Raw genomic sequence first — 19692 nt, forward strand, 5'->3', positions numbered from 1 at the left:
GTGTCATTCTCCGTAGACCACGGATATGTCACTTATAAATCGTAATTGAGTTCTTATTCGCTGATTTGACGGTACACCATTGGTGAGGCTTCACGTTTGCTATCACCAATTACCATCGCTTTACGGACTTCAGCCGCAGCTTCTTGCCATGATTTTTCACTGTTAGCATGGATCATCGCTAACGGAGTGTCTGTATTGATTTCAGCACCAAGCGCTACGATGTCGCTTAATCCCACACTATAATCAATTGCATCAGTGGCTTTACGACGACCACCACCTAATGTCACAACAGACATACCTAATGCACGCGTATCCATTTCTGTGATAAACCCAGCTTTCTCAGCAAATACAGGTTTACTTAATACCGCAGTTGGCAGGTATTTATTGTAGTTTTCAACAAAATCAGATGGGCCTTTCTGTGCTGCAACCATACGACCAAAGACTTCTGCCGCTTTACCGTTATCCAACACATCTTGCAGTTTTTGACGAGCCTGTTGACGATCATCCGCTAAACGGCCTGATACTAACATTTCAACACACAGCGCCATAGTAACTTCAAATAGACGTGGATTACGGTATTCACCAGTTAAGAATTGAACGGCTTCACGAACTTCGACAGCATTACCTGCGCTAGAAGCTAGAACTTCATTCATATCCGTTAACAGTGCTGTAGTTTGACAGCCTGCGCCATTTGCTACTTGAACAATAGACTCAGCCAGCTCTTCAGATTTCTGATAAGTCGGCATAAAGGCACCCGATCCCACTTTAACGTCCATCACTAATGCATCTAAGCCTTCAGCTAATTTTTTACCTAGAATAGAGGCTGTGATAAGAGGGATTGAATCAACTGTAGCAGTAATATCACGGGTAGCATAAAAGCGTTTATCAGCAGGTGCTAATGAATTAGTCTGTCCGATAATAGCAACACCCACGTTACGAATAATATCGCGGAATTTCTCATCATCAGGGAAGATATCGAAACCTGGAATAGCTTCGAGTTTATCTAATGTTCCACCTGTATGACCTAATCCACGACCTGAAATCATAGGAACATAACCGCCACACGCGGCAACCATTGGCCCTAACATCAGTGAAGTGACATCACCCACACCACCTGTTGAGTGTTTATCAACAATTGGACCGTTTAAATTTAGGCTTTTCCAGTTCAGTACTGTACCGGAATCACGCATAGCTAATGTCAGAGCAACACGCTCAGGCATCGTCATATCGTGGAAATAAATAGTCATTGCTAATGCAGCAATTTGACCTTCAGAAACAGTATTATCTCTGACACCGTTAATGAAAAAACGAATTTCTTCCTCTGTTAAAGGATGACCATCACGTTTTTTACGAATAATCTCTTGGGCAAGAAACACTGCAACCTCCTGGCTTTATAGCATTGATAACGCCCACAATAAAACGTGGGCGTATTACACGAATGGATTAGTAACCACTAGACGATTTTTGCTCGCCATGACCTAAAGTGGCTAGTAAATTACCTAACAAGCTTGATGCGCCAAAACGGAAGTGACGGGCATCAACCCAGTTGTCACCCATAATGCGGTTAGCTAATGCTAGATATTGAGCAGCTTCTTCAGCGGTACGAACACCACCTGCAGGTTTAAAACCAACTTCTTTGCCAACACCCATATCGTGGATCACTTGGATCATTAACTCAGCGCTTTCCAGTGTTGCATTTACAGGTACTTTACCTGTGGAAGTTTTAATAAAGTCAGCACCCGCTTTGATTGAAATTTCAGAGGCTTTACGGATAAGAGCAGGATCTTTCAGCTCACCCGTTTCAATGATGACTTTCAATAAAGAACCTGCTTCTGCGCAAGCTTCTTTACATGCTTTAACGATATCAAAACCGATTTGCTCGTTACCTGCCATTAATGCACGGTAAGGGAAAACTACGTCAACCTCATCTGCGCCATAAGCTAATGCCGCATTGGTTTCAGCTAATGCGATATCTAAATCATCATTACCATGAGGGAAGTTAGTTACGGTTGCGATACGGACTTCTGGTGTACCCTGTTCGCGTAACACTTTACGTGCTAACGGAATAAAGCGTGGGTAGATACAAATAGCGGCTGTATTGCCTTCTGGGCTTTTAGCCTGATGACATAACGCAGTCACTTTTGCATCAGTGTCATCATCATTTAATGTAGTTAAATCCATCAAAGACAGCGCAAGGCGCGCTGCAGCGGTTAAATCTGTCATAAAACTCTCCAACGATGTTTCTTAAGCCCTTTTGGGCATACGCTTAAGGTTAGCGATTAAATTTGTTGGCGAGCGGACTTGGTTCCTTGAAGATGTTGTTGTAACTAGTGCTACAACGACAGCTGAGCTCCCTCTCACCGCGCTATGCTCACTTCGGCGACCCGTCATTGAGCCTTCGCCATTCCATGAAGTTTCAGCACATCTTATTTGAACACGCTAAGGAACAATTAGATGTGCTTTACGTCACACTAATCAAATGTAACTTGCAAGCAATGACATAAAAATGTGATTGATATCACAATTAGGTCATTTTCTGGTTTAATGTTACTTTAATACCGTTTTTAAGTCGTCTTTATAACGCAAGAAAAGTGTAATACACATTAAATGACAACCTTTGTGACCATATTCAATACAATCTGCGAAATATCTCACACAATAAAAGTAGTTAACATTACAACAGAAAACAAACATAAAAGAGCAGATAGGTAAAATACCCATCTGCTCTTTACAATTAAATCAATTAAGCGGCAACAACTGCCATTGCCGTTAATGCAAAGAAGAATCCTGCAATTGTTGCACTCATTAAGTTAGAGAGTGTACCAGCTAGCACAGCTTTCATTCCTAAACGAGCCACATCTTTACGACGGTTTGGCGCCATTCCACCTAAACCACCTAGCAGTACAGCAACAGAAGATAGGTTAGCAAAACCACATAATGCAAAGGAGATAATAACCTTCGTTTGAGCAGATAATACTACTAATCCAGAACCTGCAACTAATGCATCCTCTTTTAGGTATTTACTAAATTCAGAGTAAGCATAGAACTCATTGATAACAATTTTTTGTCCAATAAATGAGCCGGCAATGGTTGCCTCACTCCAAGGTACACCAATCAAGAAGGCAATTGGTGCAAATACCCAACCTAGCACCAGTTCTAATGAGAAATTCTCATAGCCAAACCAGCCACCAATGCCACCAAGAATACCATTGACTAATGCAATCAAGGCGACGAAAGCAAGCAACATGGCACCTACGTTTAGGGCAAGCTGTAGACCAGAAGATGCGCCCGCAGCTGCGGCATCGATAATATTGGCTGGTTTTTCGTCATCTGCCATTTTATCAAGCGCATCTTTTTGATCGTCTGGCGTTTCTGTTTCAGGGATCAACAATTTAGCAAAGAGTAAACCACCTGGCGCCGCCATAAAGGATGCGGTGATCAAATACTCTAATGGCACACCCATGCTGGCATACCCAGCAAGCACTGAACCCGCAACAGAAGCTAAACCACCACACATAACAGCAAAGAGTTCAGAGGTTGTCATTCTTGCAATATAAGGGCGAACAACAAGTGGGGCTTCTGTTTGTCCAACGAAAATATTTGCAGTGGCAGACATAGATTCTGTTCGTGATGTGCCAAGTACTTTTTGTAAGCCACCACCGAGAATTTTAATGACAATTTGCATAATGCCAAGGTAATACAGCACTGCAATGAGTGAAGAGAAGAACACGATAACAGGCAGTACGCGTAGGGCGAATACGAAACCGCCACCACCAAACAACTCGAACATTTTATCTGATACTAGGCCTGCAAATAGGAAGCTCATCCCGTTATTGCCGTAATCAATTACATTCTTGACGCCATCAGAAACCGCAAGAAGTACCTCGCGACCACCGTCGGAATAAAGAACAAATGCACCTAAGCCAATCTGAATAAGGAATGCGCCACCAACTGTACGTAGTCTAATTGCACGTCGATTGCTGGAAAACAGAATGGCTATCAAAATTAATGTTGCCATTCCGACCAAGCTCATAATGAGTTGCATTGAAGGATCCCTGTTCATATAAAAATTTAATGGATTATCAATAACGCTCTAGTCAGAGCTTATTGACTCTTTTTGCCGGATAATTATACCTAGTCTAAGAAAAGAACCCTCAACATCCATCACAAATAGGATCTGAAAAAAGTAACAAAAAGGTCACAAATGAGAAGCAGATCACATAAAAAGAGAGGAAAACGCATTTATTGAATAGGTTGAATAAAGGGAAAACATCATATGATTAACAATCCTTGTATTCAATCTTAGACAATAAAGTTAAATAAACACCTTATTCATATAAATAAGATTAAATTAAAATGAATTTTTAATCGTAGAATGAATCAATTCAACAACTAGGCATTATCTGTTAACCGAAATAATTGTAGGCTATTAAGATAGAGTTGCTGTGCAATTACCTCAGAGGGTTCTTGACGTAGCTCACAGAGTTGGGAAAAAACATATTGAATACGCTCAGGCCGATTAGGCTCACCTTGGAAACCACTCACTGGCATATCAGGAGCATCTGTTTCTAGTAATAGCGATTCGAGTGGCAATGAAGCAATTGCTCGACGTGTCTTTTGTGCTCGTTCATAAGTAATCGTACCACCAACACCAATAAAATAACCTTGCTGAATAAATTTTTCAGCTTGTTGCTGGCTTCCTGCAAAACCGTGTACAACCCCTTTACGCGGAACATCATAACGACGTAACAGCGCACTTAACTTATCGTGAGTTTTACGTGAGTGTAAAATAACGGGTAAATCAAACTTAGTTGCTAATTTAAGTTGTGCAATTAAAAAGCGTTCCTGCTTTTCTGGTTGCGGGTTATCCATATAGTCATCAAGCCCTATTTCTCCGATAGCAACACAACGAGGATCTATTTTTAGTTTCTGTTCTAATTCAATGAGATGCTGCTCTTTATGCTCTTCAATATATAAAGGATGTAATCCTAATGCGCTATATAATTGAGGATATTCATTTGATAACTCAGTCACCACATCAAAATTCCAACGAGCAACTGCAGGAATAATAATTTTTTTAACTTGCGCTTGATGCGCTAAAGATAAGCTATTCGCAATATCATTATAAAAAACAGGAAAATCAAAATGACAGTGAGTATCAATAAATTTATTCATTCTTAAACCTGCCTTACATCAGGATGCACGCTTCTTGTTCCTTGTTGAATAATAGAAGCATCCTCCGCTTTATCCGCCTTTGCTTCTTGCTCAAATAGGCTAAAGATTTTTTTATCATGCTGTTTGAATTTTTTCTTAGAAAAATGCTGACCTATTGTCGCTAAAAAATAGCGTCCACAACGCCTACCTACATGATAATCATGATTTAATGCATTTAAACGACTACCTAATGCACTTGATTGTAACGTCGTTGGTGGATAGATTTCGATAACCACAACATCTTCTGGAGGCGATTGAATAAATTTAAGTGTTTCGGTATAGGTTTCAATATGAACTTGAGCCATCGCCATAAAACGTTGTAAACGGCTATTTTCGAACCATTTACCCATACGATCGACCCACTCAGTGGTATATTGATATTCAGAAGGCACCGTACGCACAACAACAATAGTACGACAACCCCGCCGATAAGCTTCCCTGACAGGAATAGCATCACTTATTCCGCCATCATGATAGACAACATCATGGAATAAAACACCATTACGATAAAAAGCAGGAATTGCACTAGATGCTTTGATGATATCAAGCCAAGTTGGCTCATCTGGTTGAAAATAATTTGCTTGGAAATTATCAGAACGACTGGCTACCATATAAAATTCACGGCCAGTATCAAAACGCCGTAATGCTGTTGGCATATCAAGAGGCATTTCTTTTGCTGTCGTTTCTATATACCAATCTAAATCTAATAAATTACCGCCACGGACAAATCGGATAGGATTAAAAAATTGGTTATTAGTTGTATAACGATTAATAATTTTACGCGCATAGCCACGCTGACCACAGGCAAAAGCGGATAAATTTTGTGCGCCCGCAGACACCCCAAGCAAAATATCGAAGGGATCAAATTGTGAACGCATAAATTCATCAAGAACACCTGCGGTAAAGATCCCACGTTGACCTCCACCTTCACAGACTAAAGCGACTTTACCTTGTGGTAGAGATGATTGAAATTCGAGTGCTGTAATATTATTTAATGTGACAGGTATATACTTCCCCATAATGTCTCCTTTATACAACTTAACAAAGGATACCCGCACATTTTTTCGGCGTCATTATTTTTACGTATTCATACAAATAAAAAACAACGTATCTTAATTTAAGATCGAATATTTACTGAAGAATCAACACTTTTTACACCTTCTACTTTTTCAATAATTTGCATAATTTGCGCTTCTTGCTCTTTATTCTTAACAAAGCCTGTCACAAATACATGACCAAATTCTGTACGAATAGAAAGCGATTCACTATCAATGCTTTCGATCGGCAATAATGTGTCTTTAATTTTTGTAGAAATCGCGGTATCGCTGATAGCGTAACCTGTGTTATTCGTTCCACTATTAATTTCGCTATACCATGATGTTTCAGCTGATGCTCCCATACTGACAAAAGCAAGCCCCATGGACATAAATAATGCTAATTTAAACGTTTTATATTGTTTCATTGCTCTCCCCTTAATCACAATAACTGAGTTAGGAAATGTGTGTGTTTTAATATCTTTATTTTTATGAAGTACTACAAAAAATTAACAAATTAAGTTATTACACTAATAAGCTATTAGTATTAAATAAAGCAAAAAATAGCAAATAAAGACTAATCCTAATAATTTTATTCTAATAATAACCAATAAAACTATAAAAAATTTTACATAAATTTATAAATAAGTGTAAAAACAGATATCATGTTAACAGAAATAAAAAAGAGTAATTCCAAATATAGAAGGGCTTTTTGGTAGGATATTAGGGATATGCAGAGTAGATTTAACAAAGAAAAACGAAGAAACAAAAAAGGCTATATTAAAAAATATAGCCTTTTCATTAGATTACATACTCTAAATAATTCGAGTTGCAACTGTAAGTATGCCAATACCATTACTCTAAATAATTCAAGTTGCAACTAGGCGACAAGTAAATGAGTCGCTAGGAACATACACAAGTATGTGACTAGTGCGAATGAACGTAGTCAACAACGTTGCAGCTTGAAGTATGACGAGTAAATGAGTCGCTAGGAACATACACAAGTATGTGACTAATGCGAATGAACGTAGTCAACAACGCTACACCTTGAAGTATGACGAGTAAGACGAGTATTAGTGTTCACGAGTCTGATGAAACTCAACATCAGGATAACGTTCACGCGTTAAATTCAAGTTCACCATCGTTGGTGCGATATACGTTAAGTTATCACCACCATCTAGTGCCAAGTTTTGTTCATTTTTACGTTTAAATTCTTCGAGTTTCTTCTCGTTATCACACTCAACCCAGCGTGCCGTTGAAACGTTAACGGATTCATAAATCGCTTCAACGTTATATTCACTCTTAAGTCTTGCAACAACCACATCAAACTGAAGTACACCGACCGCACCAACGATTAAATCGTTATTAGCCAATGGTCTAAAGACTTGTACCGCACCTTCTTCTGATAACTGTACCAATCCTTTAAGTAACTGTTTCTGTTTTAACGGATCACGTAAACGAATACGGCGGAATAACTCTGGCGCAAAGTTAGGAATACCCGTGAATTTCAGAATTTCACCTTGCGTAAAAGTATCACCAATCTGAATGGTACCATGGTTATGAAGACCAATAATATCGCCAGGGTAAGCATGTTCAACGTGAGAACGATCACCTGCCATAAAGGTTAATGCATCTGAAATCACCACATCTTTTTTGATTCGGACTTGATGTAATTTCATACCTTTATCATACATACCGGATACAACACGTAAAAATGCGACACGGTCGCGGTGCTTAGGGTCCATATTTGCTTGGATTTTAAAAACAAAGCCAGTGAACGTTTCTTCATTAGCTGTAACTTGGCGCATATCTGTTTGGCGAGGCATTGGTGCTGGCGCCCATTTTACAAGGCCATCAAGCATGTGGTTAACACCAAAGTTACCTAATGCTGTACCAAAGAACACAGGTGTTAATTCACCTGCTAAAAAGGCTTCATGATCAAATTCATGAGATGCGCCTAATACTAGCTCTAACTCGTCACGTAATTGGCTTGCTAAATCATCACCTATCGCTTCATCAAGCTCTGGGTTATCTAATCCTTTGATGACACGAGAATCTTGGATAGTGTGGCCTTGGCCTGTTTGATAAAGATAAGTTTCATCTTTCAGAATGTGATAAACCCCTTTAAAAAGTTTTCCACAACCGATAGGCCAAGTAACAGGACTGCAAGCAATTTTTAGCTCAGTTTCAACTTCGTCCATGACTTCCATTGGGTCACGAATATCACGGTCGAGTTTATTCATAAAAGTCAGAATTGGAGTGTCACGTAAACGTGTTACTTCCATTAACTTACGTGTACGATCTTCAACCCCTTTAGAAGAGTCAATCACCATTAAACAGCAGTCAACAGCCGTTAAAGTACGATAGGTATCTTCAGAGAAGTCTTCATGCCCTGGGGTATCGAGTAAGTTAACTAGACAATCAGCATAAGGGAATTGCATAACTGAGGTTGTAATAGAAATACCACGTTGTTTTTCCATTTCCATCCAGTCAGATTTTGCATGCTGATTTGAACCACGTCCTTTTACGGTTCCTGCACGTTGAATCGCTTGTCCGAATAACAACACTTTTTCAGTGATAGTTGTTTTACCCGCATCGGGGTGGGAAATAATGGCAAAAGTTCTACGACGAGCAACTTCTTGCTGAAAAATAGGATTAGACATCAATGGTGATCTTCTGGTTGATAGGCGAGTGAATGTAAGGCACTGATATATTTATATAACTAATAATTAAAGTGACTATAAAGACATTCAACCCGCAAGTTAATCTTAATTGGCGCTTATTTTCGCCTATCTTGTCTGTATAAACAATCAATGGTTACTATTTTATCTGCTTGAGGGAGTGATGCCTAGTGTTTGAAAAAATTAATCATATCTATTGCTTTATAGAGCAACGTTGTTTCATTGATACTCCCAAGACAACTATTTTACTAAGAATTCTATAAACTGGCTTTATGAGCTACTAATAAAGCCAAGAATTAGCCTATTTATTTTAGGTTAAAAGCGGGATTGAATATAATATTTAAAATAAATGTACATTTATTTTAATTTTAATTCTGTATATTTAGAGACTAATCACTTTATTTAAAACAAAACCAAATACTCGATTTACTTATTTTATATATCGTTCACTATTTTAACACCGTTATAATCACATTAACCTCACAATGAAAGCATGACAAAAGTGAAATTAACTTGATAAATTTCCATTAAGTAAAAATAAAGATAAATTTTAAATGAAATCAATAAAAAATAAAATTCAATCACTCCGTATAAAATAAAAAAACGCCCAAAAAAAGGCGCTTTAAATTTAACTTAAATAAAGATTTAATTAGAAAGAAATAGGATAAGCCATGATAATCGCATCTTCATTTCCCGTTTTTGTTGGGTAATAGTTTTTGCGTTTTGAAACAAAATTAAATCCTATAGATTCATAGAGATTGAACGCTTTTTCATTAGATTCTCGTACCTCTAACCACAAGGTAGTGATATTTTTTTTCTCAAGTGTTTCAATCAGTTCCAATAAAAGTGCCTTACCGTAACCTTTCCCCTGATAATCAGGATGGATTGCAATATTAAAAAGTGTTGCCTCATCTAATATTAATTGCGTAATTGCAAAACCTACAATAATATTATCAATGCAAATTTTCAGATTAAAATAATGACTTCCTTGGTTACTATAAAATGTTTCTTCACTCCAAGGGAATGAATGACTTAATTTTTCTATTTGCCATGCTAAAGGTAAATCAGCAGGGTTTAAGGGTGAAATGGTCTTCATATTGATAGATTTGTTTCCAAAGATCGCGTTTTGCATCGGCATCAAAATATAATTGATGCAATGAAGGGCTTCTCAAAGAAGTATATTCCGAGGGAAGAATGAGATCAGTGCCTAATAACCAGCAGGGAAGATCAAATGATTCTGTGAGCATGCTCACATCGTCTGTTGTAATACAATAGATTTCGTTTTTATCTATCCCCATGGCGCTAAAAATATCAGAGAAAAGCCCGTTATTTAGATCAACGGTATCATCAGTAATGATAAGTAAACGTGTTGTATCCGGAAATTGAACAGAATGCTCGCCTTTTAACACTGCGGGCTTACGAAGTACCCACTGACGAATTCCTAGTTGGGATAACATTCTGTCTTTACGGCTCATTATGCTTACCTATCAAGTGTAGAACAACGGTACATAGTATCAGAGGGCATAAACTACGCCAATAAATAGCGTCGGTTTCTTTATATCTGATATCATGCGTCTTATGTTTTTTAAGGAGTAATAATCATAATGTCCTCACTGTCCCCTGCTAGCGAAGTTATTCTTCGTCACCTAGATCATTTCGCAGACAGGCATGTACTTATTGCAGGTGATCTTCAAGATACTTTTGCAGCACAGATCCAGGCGAAAAGTGTCAGAGCATATACAAACCAATATCACCAATGGTTACCATTACTAAAATCAATGGGTGATAATGCACTCTTCGGTTTAGTTGCAGATCAATCCTTTGTAAAATATTGCAATACCTTGATCTATTTTTGGCCTAAAAATAAAAACGAAGCCACTTTCCAACTGCGTAGCCTTTGCTCTAACTTACAAGTGGGTACTGAAATCTTTATCGTCGGTGAAAACCGTAGCGGTGTTAAAAGTGCAACCGAATTAATGAACGGTATCGCTAAACTTAAAAAAATAGATTCAGCACGCCGTTGTAGCTTATTTTTTGGTACACAAACATATCAAACACTGTTTGACCGTAATAACTGGTGGCAAACTTATCGCCATAACGATTTAACCGTAATGGCATTACCGGGTGTCTTTAGCCAAAATGCATTAGATGAAGGTAGCCGTTTATTACTTTCAACTTTTGATGATGCAATGGTTGGTGATTTACTAGATATGGCATGTGGTTGTGGTGTTCTTGCTACAGTATTAGGCAAGAAAAACCCAATGCTGAAACTCACTTTGTGTGATGTAAATGCAGCTGCAATTTCTTCCAGTATTGCGACATTAAATGTGAATGAATTAGAAGGCCGAGTGATTGCGAGTAATGTCTATTCTGCCGTTGAGGAAACTTATGATTGGATAATCTCAAATCCGCCTTTCCATGATGGTTTAGGTACAAGCTATACTGCTGCTGAAGATATTATTCGCCTTGCACCTAATTACCTAAAAAAAGGGGGAAAATTACGCATTGTAGCGAATTCATTTATCCCTTATCCAGACATTCTGGATCATGTATTTGGCTCTCATGAAGTGCTTGCATCAACAGGTAAATTTAAAGTTTACCAAGCCACCAAGAAAGATTAATCACAGGCCCTGTTATCTAAAACAGGGCTTTATTTTTGGGCTGATTTTAAGTGATAATTCAAGGTGTTTTATTTTTCATCACTAAGATAATTTAATGATAAAAAATAATTGACGCCAAAAATAAAAGGCCTAAAATTCGCCTCCTATCTACAAAGATAATGTTTAGATTGCGAGGGTGGCGGAATTGGTAGACGCGCTAGCTTCAGGTGTTAGTGTCCTTACGGACGTGGGGGTTCAAGTCCCCCTTTTCGCACCAAACACACTTTTTGTAGAGCTAAATAATTGAGTAAGACTGCGAGGATGGCGGAATTGGTAGACGCGCTAGCTTCAGGTGTTAGTGTTCTTACGGACGTGGGGGTTCAAGTCCCCCTCTTCGCACCACTCAATTAACCTTTCTTTTCCTTTGTTAACCCCCAGTTAATAATCCTTTATTGCTTTCTATTCATTATCCATAATATGTGGCTAACAGTGTCATTAAACTATAAGTCAACACAACTCCAGCAGGGATCATCACCCACATCTGCAATTTCTTATGGAATAACATCAATGTTGATAGCAGCATTGAAACAACTAAAACTAACGTAAATGCAGATGTTCCAGCAATAGAGTGCATAATGACGGTAAGTAAAGAAGAAACAGCTAACATTTCCCATAAACTGATACGAGATGTCCAAGAAGTGACTGGAGATAAACGTGTTGATTTAGCCATAATAACTCACCATTAATGATAATGATTTTCATTATTATATATAACACCGGTACTAAATCAACTTATATAAAGAAAAAAAACTCTCTATATCCTTAATTTTTAAAGGGTTAAAGCGTTTTCTACAATATAAAAAACGCCTTCTCATTCTCACGAAAAGGCGTTTGATTTTATCATGTTATTAATAAACGAAATTATGCGTTATTTGACTTTATAAAATAAAAGACCAAATGAATATCTTCTGGCTCTCTTTCATAAAGTTCAGGATCAGGAATATCAATTAAGCGGCACCCTAGATGCTGATAAAAATTCACACTATTTTCAGATGGTGTTGATGAGATATATAATCCATCCGCACCGTTTTCCTTCGCATATTTCACGCAATAGTCAAAGAGTATTCGTGCTAAACCTTGCCCACGTTGCTGGTGGCTAACATGTAAAAAAGAGAGTTGAAGTAGACTACCATTTTTACCGCGCTTTTTCGGATCAACACTTGCCGCTGCGACCAATCGATCACGCTCAAAAACGCCCCAAAAAGGCGCTCCTCGATCAAAGCTTTCAAGTAAAACAGGGGTGTAATGTTCCGTTTCACCTTCTGGCCAACCTTTCATATCAAAGCGTTGCTCTGATAAAAGCAACTTTCCTTCTTTTAATACATATAGTTTTTCAATAAGCTCAGTTCTATCGATTTCCCAAACTTGTGGAATTTCATTTCGTGTTAATTGACGAATAACATTTTTCATTATTAAAGATTAACCTGTTCTGATGATGATTCACTTCGTTCTAGTGCGTGGTAAGCCACCGCACAGAATAAGGAATTCAACCGTTTCATATCACCAAGCAAACTGGTATGCAGAGAACTAGTTTCAATGCTTTGCATATTATGCAAATGAAGACGTTCTACATGTGCAAACGAGTAACGTTGGTTGAGTAAACGGAAACGATGTTTTGCTCGACGTAACTTACGAGCATGTTCCATGTTGCCGGAAACAAATACCGACATCGCCAGATTCAGATTACTTTGCAGACGCTCAAGGAGTGTCTGTAATTCACGACGCCCTTCCTCCGATAAAAATAAGTGATGATTTAAACCTTTACTCACCACTTCAACTGACATGCGTGCAATAATAGCGGATGATTGTTGTAAATTCATCGCTGTATCAATAATTTCGGCCCAACGTCGAGAATCTTCAGTGCCCAGATCATGCTGTTGAATTTGCGCCATGTACAATTTAATACTGCTATGAAGCAATTCAACCTCTTCTTCTAACTGACTAATTTCCCTTTTCTGCTGACGATCACCTTCCATTAATGCAATAAAACGTTGCAACATTTGTTCTACAACATCACCTAATCGTAGTGATTCTCTAACCGCATTAGCGATAGCTAAAGATGGTGTATCAATAGCAGATTGATCCAAATAACGAGGCGCAACTTCAGATCCTGCGACTGGTAATTCCGGAATAAGTCTCTGACATAATTTTGCCATTATGCCGACAAAAGGGATCATCAATACACAGCGTGCAAGATTATAGATAACATGAAAATAGATAACGACTTCTGCTGGAGAAAAACCGTATTGCTGAATTTTATTCGCAATTAAGGTTATCCAAGGTAAAACCAGAAATGCACCAATCAATTTAAAAAATAGACTTCCTAATACAACTTGGCGAGAAACAACATTTTGTCCTCGGCTACTCATTAATGCCAGTAAACCACTACCAATATTAGAACCAATCACAATGCATAAGCTGATATACAAAGGCATTAACCCTGTTGCACTTAATGTCGCAGTTAATAACACTGCAGCAAGGCTTGAATAACTCACCATGGCAAACAAAGCGCCCACTAAGAGAGCTAAAACAGTGTCCCCACTTAATGATATAAAGATAGCTTGTACCGCACTCGCATGAGTAATTGGCTCTGCGGATGTCACGATAAGTTGCAAAGCGAGAATAATTAAACCAAGACCAATCCCTACACGCCCAAGTTGCCCAACTCGCTCTTTTTTACGACTTAAAAAAGTAATGACCCCAATAAGAATAAGAAGTGGAGATAACCAAGAGAGATCAAACGTCAGCACTCGTGCCATAAGTGCCGTACCTACATCCGCACCTAACATAATAACAAGTGCAGGTGTAATCGAAATAAGTCCTTGCGTCACAAAAGAGATAACCAAAAGTGCCGTTGCATTACTGCTCTGGACTAATGCCGTTACCCCAACCCCCGCAAGGAAAGCGTTGGATTTTTTATTAATACTTTTACCTAAAATGCGGCGCAAATCAGAGCCAAAGACACGCATGATCCCTGTACGAACAATATGTGTTCCCCAGACAAGAAGCGCGACTGATGAGAGTAAATGAAGCAGTGTCAGCATAGAAATAATAACCTTATTTTTATCGTTGTTTGTTTGACTCTGTTCTCCTTCAATCTCATAAAAAGAGAAAGACCATGAGCAGATAATACATCTGAGAAAAGATTTTTATTGGTAATACCTAAATAACGTAGAGTGTTATTAGATAAAAAGATATTGCAACTTAAGTGCAATAATCAATGGAGAAGTTGAGAATATTACATAGATATATTTGTAAATTCTGTTGATTATAACAGAGAATGTGTAATTTTCAAAATCAGACTATAAATAACCTATTGATTTATTATCATTTTATTTTCTTATATTTATTTTTAATAAAAAAACGCGACTAGAGGGTATCTCTCTGAGTCGCGCAAAAATACAACAATTTAGTAAGGCAATTCGACTACAAGTTCAGACAGACTACAGTATTAATTTAAATTTATTTCAGACCCATTGCATCACGCATTGTGAAGAATAAGTCTGTTTGGTCAGTTAATCCAACCACATTAGCCGCATGCGGACCATAAGCAGCCACACGCAATTGCGCACCAGTATGCTCTTGAGATTCTTCTTCCGAGTTACCGTAATTCACCACCATAACTGCGCCATCTTTAGTGATAAGCGCTTGTGTTAAGCCACTTGATTTCACATCCGCTTCAATAATCTGGCTTGAATGCGCATGGTCAGCGGTGACAATAATCAACGTATCACCGTTTTGTTTAGCAAAATCTAAACCGATCTGTACAGCTTCATCTAACGCAACAGTTTCACCTATTTGTCCACAAGGATTAGCATTATGATCTTGCTTATCAATAGAGGCACTTTCAACTTGTAAGAAGAAACCGTTTTCATTAGTTTTCAGTAAATCGATCGCTTTTTTAGTCATTTGTGCCAATGTTGGCGCATTAGGATCGAGTTTAGAGTTAGGTTTGCACTCTAATGGTGGATTATTGATATTGCCATGATAAACCGCTTTAGGACCTTCCCACGCAACAGCCATATTACCTTCATGGAATAAACCTAATACCGGTTTATCCTGATTTGCCAAAGTAATTGCGTCTAACGATTTTGCATCTTTGACGATTTGATAACCACGCTCAATAGCTTGTTGCTCTAACGTTTTACCTTTGTATTCCCCCACAGCGGCGGTTTGAGCGAAACTTTTTGCACCGCCCCCCAATGTAACGTCTGCACGAGTCACTAATAATTGCTCAGAGATAGAACCTTTGCCGCCATTTTCTAATGCATTAGTTGAGCATTTTTCTAAGGTTTCAACGGGACCATAACATTTACGTCCAGTGACATGAGAAAATAGTGCGGCAGGTGTCGCATCTTGAATTTCAGATGTAGTCACGTTCCCTGTTGCCTTTCCATTGGCTTTTGCTAATTCCAAAATGGTTTGGTGATCCTTACCAAATACATCAATCCCTAATGCACCATTATAAGTTTTCACACCAGAAGCCCATGCTGTTGCTGAGGCTGCCGAATCTGTTACATAGTTAGGTTTTTGTGTTTTTCTATCTAATGAATAGTGTGTGTATTGACCCGTCATCGGTAACGCATCAATGCCTTTAAAAAACCCGCCCGCACCTTCAGCGTAGTTACGTGCAACAGTGATTTCAGAATCCCCCATGCCATCACCAATAAAGAGGATCACATTTTTCGCTTGGTTATTATTTAAAGCTGCTTTTAATGCCTCAGTTTGATCTTGAGTCATACGGCGAGCACCACCAAATTCCGTGATATTACCTTTTGCTGCGCGATCTTGAGCCAAAATTGCATCAGCAGCAACGGGAGCTGCAAAAGAAGAGAAACTCGCACCAGCCAATAGCGTTGTTACAATAACGGATAAAATAGAACGTTGGTAACGATGAGACATAGCTTTTTCCTTGCACTCTAAAGTAAAAAAACAGGGTTAATGTTTTAAGTCAGAAAAAGCTTACGGCAGTTAAATGACAAAGAAATGAAGAGTAAAAGCGATTTTGATGACAGCTTTATGACAAGTTGGTGACAAAAAAGAAGCTTATACAATGTATTCTCATGTATAAGCTTCTCTTGTATTGAGATCGGATTTAAAAATATTAATTTTCTTGTGTTAATGCTTTTGCGCCCAAATACAGTGTTTCACACCAAGAAATATAATCATGCCCACTGGCCATTTCGAGTGATTGAACAGGATAGCCTTTTTGTTCTAAAACCTGTTTCAAGTGGCGATTATTATTTAAAATTCCTCCTTTATCACCACGACTTTCAAATAGCCCTGCTTCTAAGAAAAACTGTAATGGTTTTTTATCTGCTTGCTCAAATTGTCGAATAAGCCATTCAGGCTCTTCATTTTCAGGCGCCCACCAATAAGAGCCAGACATACTCAGCACTTTACCAAAGCGATCAGGGCGATTAAATGCGACCCATGAAGACGCTAATCCACCATAACTTGAGCCTGATACAATCGTTTCTTCTCCTGATATGTGAATACCTTTCTCTTTTTCTAGCCAAACAAATAATTCATCAGCCAAGAAACGATAAAAATCAGGATTTGGTGGTAATTCAACACTACGGCGATCACTATCAATACTATCAACAAATAGGATCATCATCGGTGCCAATTTTCCTTCCTCGATCTGTGTATCAAAAAACTTATCAATACCATATTGGCGACGATAAGTTTGACCATCAAATAATACGAGGATCCGTGGTGTTTCCATTTTTTGGGCTGGCAGGTAAAGTGCTATTTCACGATCATTATTTAAGATCTCACTGTGAAAGCGAACAATCTCTGTCTTGCCTTTCATTGTTCTATCAAGAATATCAGGCAATTTGCATTCACGCCTACTGTCTAACGACAATAAAGAAAAGTGATTATAGATATCCTCAGATTGACTTGGTGAATTTTGGGAATTAAACGGATCGGCTTGTGCCGTGGTTAAAATCGCACGACGTTGTTCAAAAGGCTCTGAGTTTTCAATAACAGGTACATCAGGCGCTAATTTATATTGCATTAATGTGTCGTTAGGCACGATATAACTGCGATACCAAATATCACTATTCGCTAAATTCGTTAACGGATCATGATTACCATCAGGTGATCCCAATAAATAAACATTCTTTTTGGCACCTTGCCATAGAAAGGTGACTCGCTTTTTATCATGATCATAAGGCTCAATCAGAGGAGCCCCTTCTTGGCGTATTTGTTGCCAAAATGCCTGAATATTTTTTTGATCAAGTTGTTTAGCGAGCGTTTGTAAACGAGGGCTAGTTGGTGCAATACCAGCATTTTTATCTAACGGTTGATAAGGTTGTGTTGTTAGCATGAATTGCCACTGCTTTTTAGCTTCACCTTGTGCAACTAATTGATAATTTGCCGTTTTAGGTAATAGAAAGCGTACTTTCTGTTGTCCATCAGCGGGAATATCCTTTAACAAACTACGAATATGAGTGCCGTTTTGTGTCTCTAACCGTAAGTTTTGTATCCCTTTTACGTTTAATTCAACATAACGTTGGCTTTCTAAATGAGCGGTAAAACACAACGTATTGTTGTTATCAAACTGACCTGTCATTTCTTTATTTTCAGTTACTGCTAAGCAACTTGCAAAGCTGGGAAAAGAGGCCATCAATGCGCATATCATCAGAGGAATTCTCACTTTATTTCTCATTATTAACTATTGTGAGAATCAATAGTAATGATAACTGTTATCAATTCAATAAAAATTAAGCGTGTACAAATTTATAATAAATTTAGTGCCTCAGTAAAAAATAATAAAAACCTCCCCAATCATTTTGGTTATTGAGGAGATTTCCTTTCTAAACTAATTAACGTTAAAACGCTCCCATTAACGCTCTTCTAGTGGATAGCTACGGAAACTCCATAGCCCTAATGCTTTTAAGCCATCACGATAAATGCCTTGTATATCTGATTTACTTGCCTTTTGTAATTCAGCTAATGGCTTATCTGGTGCAACAACGGTTAAATAAGTAATGTCACTTGGGCCACTTTGCCAGCTTGCAAGCGTGAAAATCGCATCGGCACGACGAACATGACTACCAGAGCTAATAATAACGGCTGTTTTAATACGATGTTTGGTTAAAGCATAACGGCTAAATAATGCATTTTCGACGGTTGTACGGGCATAGTTTTCTTGGAAAATACGCTCTGGTGCAATACCGTTTTTCACCAACCAATCCGCCATTAATTTGCCTTCCGTTTGATGTGCTTTTGGCACGCCCCCCGTAACGACAATCATAGCTTCAGGTAATTGTTTAGCCACTTCTAAAGTTTTATTTAAACGTTCAATTAAAATCTTATTCATTGTGCCATCGGGATTTAAAGCATAACCCAATGTCACAATCGCGTTGTTATCTTTGGTTTTATTTAGTTTTGCCAAATCTGCCGGTGTCAATTTATCACTTAAAGGCATTTTACTTACGCGATCAATCTCTGCAAAAAAGCGACTAATCTCTTCAGCTTTAGCTGGATTTAATGATTTCAATTTATTGAAATATGCTTCGCTCTCTTTATCTTTTCCTTCAAAACGAGTCCATGAAGTGACATAAATTAGCGCGTCAATATCATCAGGTGCTGCTTCTAAAATCTGTTTATAAATAGTAATCGCGCGAGGAACATCATTGTTATAGATATAAGCACTCGCGGTGCTAAATAATAAATCGAGACGGTAAGGTTCTAATTTATAAGCTTGTTGCAGTTTTTGTGCCACTATTTCCATATTTGATGGCAATTTTCCCGTAAATCCTGCATCTGACACTCGTGCCGGAGATTTAAAGGCATCTAACGCATCTTGGATCAAACTATCAACCGTTTGGCGCTGTGAGACATACTGCTGATAGCTATTATCTGGTTGATGAACTTTTTGATAAGCCAATGCAGTTGATGAGACGGTAAAACCTAAAGCGGCAATCGCTAACGAAATGACTGTTTTCTTGATATGAAGTGAAACACGGGAAGGTTGCGCCATTATCTTGTCCTTTTACGAAAAATAGTCTGCTTCTTCACTTGAACGAATGAAGATAGAGAGTGTGACTCCTCACACCTAATGGCAAAAGAAATACACACCGATAAATCTAT

16 protein-coding genes and 2 tRNA genes are annotated in these 19692 nt (G+C 38.2%); 3 read left to right on the top strand and 15 right to left on the bottom strand.

From position 1 onward, the window contains the following. Window positions 1-53 precede the first annotated feature (53 nt). The 9 genes from deoA to LW139_RS17710 all read right to left on the bottom strand — a co-directional run bounded on the left by deoA (window position 54) and on the right by LW139_RS17710 (window position 10404). On the bottom strand, window positions 54-1376 hold the full coding sequence (gene deoA / locus LW139_RS17670; protein ID WP_006536108.1) for a thymidine phosphorylase: 1323 nt from the start codon (window positions 1374-1376) through the stop codon (window positions 54-56). Window positions 1377-1443: 67 nt separating this feature from the next. Beyond that, window positions 1444-2223: a deoxyribose-phosphate aldolase gene (gene deoC, locus LW139_RS17675; RefSeq protein WP_072069002.1), complete on the bottom strand. Its 780-nt coding sequence runs from the start codon at window positions 2221-2223 to the stop codon at window positions 1444-1446. 520 nt (window positions 2224-2743) lie between these two features. Continuing rightward, a complete protein-coding gene (locus tag LW139_RS17680) occupies window positions 2744-4045 on the bottom strand; it encodes a NupC/NupG family nucleoside CNT transporter (RefSeq protein WP_109410046.1) in 1302 nt (433 codons plus the stop codon). 347 nt (window positions 4046-4392) lie between these two features. Continuing rightward, window positions 4393-5175 (bottom strand): TatD family hydrolase, encoded by a 783-nt coding sequence (locus LW139_RS17685; protein ID WP_247850313.1) that lies wholly within the window; start codon window positions 5173-5175, stop codon window positions 4393-4395. A 2-nt stretch (window positions 5176-5177) separates the two neighbouring features. Then, window positions 5178-6233 (bottom strand): patatin-like phospholipase family protein, encoded by a 1056-nt coding sequence (locus LW139_RS17690; protein ID WP_109410048.1) that lies wholly within the window; start codon window positions 6231-6233, stop codon window positions 5178-5180. Between the two features lie 98 nt (window positions 6234-6331). Then, window positions 6332-6676 carry a BON domain-containing protein gene (locus tag LW139_RS17695; RefSeq protein WP_227336068.1) on the bottom strand — a complete coding sequence of 115 codons (345 nt, stop codon included), beginning with the start codon at window positions 6674-6676 and terminating at the stop codon, window positions 6332-6334. Between the two features lie 645 nt (window positions 6677-7321). Beyond that, the gene (gene prfC, locus LW139_RS17700) at window positions 7322-8911 is read right to left on the bottom strand and encodes a peptide chain release factor 3 (protein ID WP_072069007.1); all 1590 of its coding nucleotides are present in this window, start codon (window positions 8909-8911) and stop codon (window positions 7322-7324) included. Window positions 8912-9578: 667 nt separating this feature from the next. Further along, window positions 9579-10025 carry a ribosomal protein S18-alanine N-acetyltransferase gene (gene rimI, locus LW139_RS17705; protein WP_151436106.1) on the bottom strand — a complete coding sequence of 149 codons (447 nt, stop codon included), beginning with the start codon at window positions 10023-10025 and terminating at the stop codon, window positions 9579-9581. Further along, entirely contained in the window at window positions 9994-10404 is a 411-nt protein-coding gene (locus LW139_RS17710; protein ID WP_072069009.1) for a DNA polymerase III subunit psi, read from the bottom strand. The genes rimI and LW139_RS17710 overlap by 32 nt, the downstream gene beginning before the upstream one ends. A 129-nt stretch (window positions 10405-10533) precedes the next feature. On the opposite strand from LW139_RS17710, the gene rsmC reads away from it, so the two are divergent. The 3 genes from rsmC (at window position 10534) to LW139_RS17725 (ending at window position 11931) form a co-directional block, all read left to right on the top strand. Continuing rightward, complete coding sequence (gene rsmC / locus LW139_RS17715; protein ID WP_072069010.1) at window positions 10534-11550, top strand: 16S rRNA (guanine(1207)-N(2))-methyltransferase RsmC; 1017 nt, start codon at window positions 10534-10536, stop codon at window positions 11548-11550. A gap of 169 nt (window positions 11551-11719) precedes the next feature. Beyond that, a tRNA-Leu gene (locus LW139_RS17720) sits at window positions 11720-11806 on the top strand. 38 nt (window positions 11807-11844) lie between these two features. Beyond that, window positions 11845-11931, top strand: a tRNA-Leu gene (locus LW139_RS17725). A gap of 64 nt (window positions 11932-11995) precedes the next feature. On the opposite strand, the gene LW139_RS17730 is transcribed toward LW139_RS17725, so the two are convergent. The 6 genes from LW139_RS17730 to LW139_RS17755 all read right to left on the bottom strand — a co-directional run bounded on the left by LW139_RS17730 (window position 11996) and on the right by LW139_RS17755 (window position 19582). Further along, complete coding sequence (locus LW139_RS17730; RefSeq protein ID WP_109410052.1) at window positions 11996-12259, bottom strand: DUF1435 family protein; 264 nt, start codon at window positions 12257-12259, stop codon at window positions 11996-11998. Between the two features lie 191 nt (window positions 12260-12450). Continuing rightward, a complete protein-coding gene (locus LW139_RS17735; protein ID WP_166540081.1) occupies window positions 12451-12999 on the bottom strand; it encodes a GNAT family N-acetyltransferase in 549 nt (182 codons plus the stop codon). A gap of 2 nt (window positions 13000-13001) precedes the next feature. Then, window positions 13002-14633, bottom strand: coding sequence for a Na/Pi cotransporter family protein (locus tag LW139_RS17740; RefSeq protein ID WP_247850314.1), 1632 nt, complete (start codon window positions 14631-14633; stop codon window positions 13002-13004). Between the two features lie 418 nt (window positions 14634-15051). Next, window positions 15052-16491: an alkaline phosphatase gene (gene phoA / locus LW139_RS17745; RefSeq protein WP_210813481.1), complete on the bottom strand. Its 1440-nt coding sequence runs from the start codon at window positions 16489-16491 to the stop codon at window positions 15052-15054. Window positions 16492-16693: 202 nt separating this feature from the next. Beyond that, the gene (locus LW139_RS17750; protein WP_247850315.1) at window positions 16694-18223 is read right to left on the bottom strand and encodes an alpha/beta hydrolase-fold protein; all 1530 of its coding nucleotides are present in this window, start codon (window positions 18221-18223) and stop codon (window positions 16694-16696) included. A gap of 219 nt (window positions 18224-18442) precedes the next feature. Then, window positions 18443-19582: an ElyC/SanA/YdcF family protein gene (locus tag LW139_RS17755; RefSeq protein WP_227336071.1), complete on the bottom strand. Its 1140-nt coding sequence runs from the start codon at window positions 19580-19582 to the stop codon at window positions 18443-18445. Window positions 19583-19692: the final 110 nt, after the last annotated feature.

This window comes from Proteus vulgaris, from assembly GCF_023100685.1.
In the GTDB taxonomy this organism is placed as follows: Bacteria; Pseudomonadota; Gammaproteobacteria; order Enterobacterales; family Enterobacteriaceae; genus Proteus.

What these genes read in the sequence shown, in the direction of transcription:
- rimI (WP_151436106.1), bottom strand. Translation starts at nt 10,025, where the DNA reads ATGAAGACCATTTCACCCTTAAACCCTGCTGATTTACCTTTAGCATGG.
- LW139_RS17740 (WP_247850314.1), bottom strand. Translation starts at nt 14,633, where the DNA reads ATGCTGACACTGCTTCATTTACTCTCATCAGTCGCGCTTCTTGTCTGG.
- LW139_RS17730 (WP_109410052.1), bottom strand. Translation starts at nt 12,259, where the DNA reads ATGGCTAAATCAACACGTTTATCTCCAGTCACTTCTTGGACATCTCGT.
- LW139_RS17685 (WP_247850313.1), bottom strand. Translation starts at nt 5,175, where the DNA reads ATGAATAAATTTATTGATACTCACTGTCATTTTGATTTTCCTGTTTTT.
- LW139_RS17750 (WP_247850315.1), bottom strand. Translation starts at nt 18,223, where the DNA reads ATGGCCTCTTTTCCCAGCTTTGCAAGTTGCTTAGCAGTAACTGAAAAT.
- prfC (WP_072069007.1), bottom strand. Translation starts at nt 8,911, where the DNA reads ATGTCTAATCCTATTTTTCAGCAAGAAGTTGCTCGTCGTAGAACTTTT.
- LW139_RS17695 (WP_227336068.1), bottom strand. Translation starts at nt 6,676, where the DNA reads ATGAAACAATATAAAACGTTTAAATTAGCATTATTTATGTCCATGGGG.
- phoA (WP_210813481.1), bottom strand. Translation starts at nt 16,491, where the DNA reads ATGTCTCATCGTTACCAACGTTCTATTTTATCCGTTATTGTAACAACG.
- LW139_RS17680 (WP_109410046.1), bottom strand. Translation starts at nt 4,045, where the DNA reads ATGCAACTCATTATGAGCTTGGTCGGAATGGCAACATTAATTTTGATA.
- deoC (WP_072069002.1), bottom strand. Translation starts at nt 2,223, where the DNA reads ATGACAGATTTAACCGCTGCAGCGCGCCTTGCGCTGTCTTTGATGGAT.
- LW139_RS17735 (WP_166540081.1), bottom strand. Translation starts at nt 12,999, where the DNA reads ATGAAAAATGTTATTCGTCAATTAACACGAAATGAAATTCCACAAGTT.
- LW139_RS17755 (WP_227336071.1), bottom strand. Translation starts at nt 19,582, where the DNA reads ATGGCGCAACCTTCCCGTGTTTCACTTCATATCAAGAAAACAGTCATT.
- LW139_RS17690 (WP_109410048.1), bottom strand. Translation starts at nt 6,233, where the DNA reads ATGGGGAAGTATATACCTGTCACATTAAATAATATTACAGCACTCGAA.
- LW139_RS17710 (WP_072069009.1), bottom strand. Translation starts at nt 10,404, where the DNA reads ATGAGCCGTAAAGACAGAATGTTATCCCAACTAGGAATTCGTCAGTGG.
- rsmC (WP_072069010.1), top strand. Translation starts at nt 10,534, where the DNA reads ATGTCCTCACTGTCCCCTGCTAGCGAAGTTATTCTTCGTCACCTAGAT.